The sequence below is a fragment of the Luedemannella flava genome (assembly GCF_039528515.1).
GTDB classification, from domain to species: Bacteria; Actinomycetota; Actinomycetes; order Mycobacteriales; family Micromonosporaceae; genus Luedemannella; species Luedemannella flava.
Genome location: NZ_BAAALT010000196.1, coordinates 1 through 2,122, shown reverse-complemented (window position 1 = coordinate 2,122; position 2,122 = coordinate 1). Strand labels below are relative to the sequence as shown.

Genomic DNA, 2,122 nt, shown 5'->3' with positions numbered 1-2,122 from the left:
CGGTGGCCGCGGTGGCGGCACGCAGCGCCTCGCGCCACGCGTCGCGCAGCGGCTCGACGAGCCCCAGGCAGGCGGCGACCCGGTCGGCGTCGCCCTTGATGTTGGCGCCCACGAGCTCGGTGACGAGGAAGCCGTAGATGCTGGCCAGCCCGGCGGCACCCGGCCACGAGTCCGTGTCGAGGGTCACCCGCAGCTCCATGACGATGTCCTGGGCGTGCAGCAGCAGCGGCGTGCCGGTCTCCCGGTCGCCGGCCCGCAGCGCCTGCTCGGCCTGCGCCAGGTCCAGCACGAGGCGGTCGTAGAGCATCGTGAGCAGGTGGCCGGGGGAGGCGGTGTTCACCGAGTCGCTGAGGTAGCGGGCGCGGAGTGCGGAGTGTGCCATGCTAGAGATCAACTCCCTGAGGAGAGGCCGGCGAGCTGGCCGGAGAGCCAGCTGGACTGGGACTGGAGCTTGCCGAGGGCGACCTCCAGGTTGCTGAACTGCTTCTGCAGAGCCGTCTGCCGGGCGGTGAGCCGCACGTCCCAGGCGGCGATCTGGTCGTTGAGGTTGTCCACGAGCTTGTTGCGGCTCTGGGTGCTGCTGGTGACGTTCTTCTGGGCGGTTTCGGCCATGGTCGTCATCGCCGCGCCCAGGCCGGCCGCGCCACGCTCGGCGGCAGCCGGGTCGGCCGCGTACGCCTTGGCGAACGCGTCCTTGTCGAACTTGAGGTTGCCGTCGCGGTCCAGTTGCACGCCGACCTGCTTGAAGCTGCCGTACCCGGCGAGGCCGGAGCTGACCGTGCCGAGCACCCGGTCCGTGAGCTCACGGACCATGTAGTCGCCGACCAGCGGGCCGTTGGTGGTGCCCCCCTGCGACCAGGCGCTCTGCTTGGAGATCTCCTTGAGCGCGTTGTTGGCGGCGTCCACGAACGCCTGGGTCTTGGCGGCGATCGCGTCGGCGTCCGCGCTCACGTCGACCGTGACGTCGTTCTCGACCCGCTTGACGGTCAGCGTCACACCGGACATCAGGTTGGTGAAGGTGTTGCTGGAGCTGGTGACGGCGTAACCGCCGGTGGCCGGGTCGCCGACCTCGACGCGGGCGTCGACGGCCGTGACGGCGTTCTTGACGGGCGCGTCGAGCCCGGTGACGGTGAACGCGTTGGCGGTGCCGGTCTTGGTCGAGGTGAGCTGGAGCACGGTGTCGCCGGTACTCGTGGTGATCACCGCGGCCTTGAGGTCGAGGCCCTTCGCGTTGATCGCCTTGGCCACGCCCGCGGCCGAGGGGTCCGCGCTGACGTCGATGGTGACGGGATCGCCGGAGCCGATCGTGACGGTCAGCGAGCCACCGGCGACCACGCTGCCGGTGCCGGCGACGACCGCGGTGCTGACCTGGCCCCGGGCCAGGCTGGTGACGTTGAAGGTGGCGTTGCCGGTGACGGCGCCGTTGGCCGCGGAGGCCGTGACCGCGTCGGAGGAGGACGTCGCCTTCACCGACGACCAGGTCGTCTTGGCGGAGAGATCCTCGGCGGCCTTCTGCAACGCGGCCAGTTTGGTGTTGATGGACTGGTACGCCGCGACGACCTTCTGCTCGTTGCTGACCTTGGTCTTGAGCTGGGTCTGGGGAGCTGCCTCCACCTGCATGAGCTGCGAGATCAGCGCGCTCGTGGAGAGACCGCTGATGAGACCATCGACGCTGCTAGTCACCGGACACGTACCTTCCCGAAGAATCATGGACACCGGTCCGGCGGGGCGGGGCTGGGGGACCCGCCCCGCCGGCGGTGCTGTTNTCCTGGGCCATGTCGGTGTCGCGGATGCGCGACTCCGAGGCGGACAGGTTCTCCACCGCCACGTTCAGGTTGTTGATCTTGTGCTCGAGGCGGTTCTGGGTGGCACCCAGGGTCGACCGCTGGGTCGACACCGTCTTGATCGCGGTGTCCAGGGCGCCGATCGCCGCGGTGGCGAGCGCGGTGGTGGACAGCCCGGTGCCGGCACCGAGCAGGGTGGTGGCCCGCATGTCGCCGATCGTGACGGTCAGCACGTCCGTGCCGTTGGCGCCGACCTGGAAGGTCAGCGGGCTGGGCGAGAACGAGCCGTCGAGCAGCGCCTTGCCGTTGAAGGTCGTCTTGGTGGCGATGTCGTTGAG

The 2,122-nt window shown here is 69.8% G+C and carries 3 protein-coding genes; all 3 read right to left on the bottom strand.

Annotated elements, in window-relative coordinates; translation table 11 throughout:
- The coding region (fliS, locus tag ABD211_RS25485) for a flagellar export chaperone FliS (RefSeq protein WP_344137000.1) at nucleotides 1-382 on the bottom strand (382 nt) is incomplete at its 3' end.
- Between the two features lie 8 nt (nucleotides 383-390).
- Nucleotides 391-1,683, bottom strand: coding sequence for a flagellar filament capping protein FliD (fliD, locus tag ABD211_RS25480; protein ID WP_344136996.1), 1,293 nt, complete (start codon nucleotides 1,681-1,683; stop codon nucleotides 391-393).
- Nucleotides 1,676-1,993 carry a flagellin gene (locus ABD211_RS25475; protein ID WP_425560528.1) on the bottom strand — a complete coding sequence of 106 codons (318 nt, stop codon included), beginning with the start codon at nucleotides 1,991-1,993 and terminating at the stop codon, nucleotides 1,676-1,678. Before ABD211_RS25475 ends, fliD begins: the two co-directional genes overlap by 8 nt.
- Between the last annotated feature and the right edge of the window lie 129 nt (nucleotides 1,994-2,122).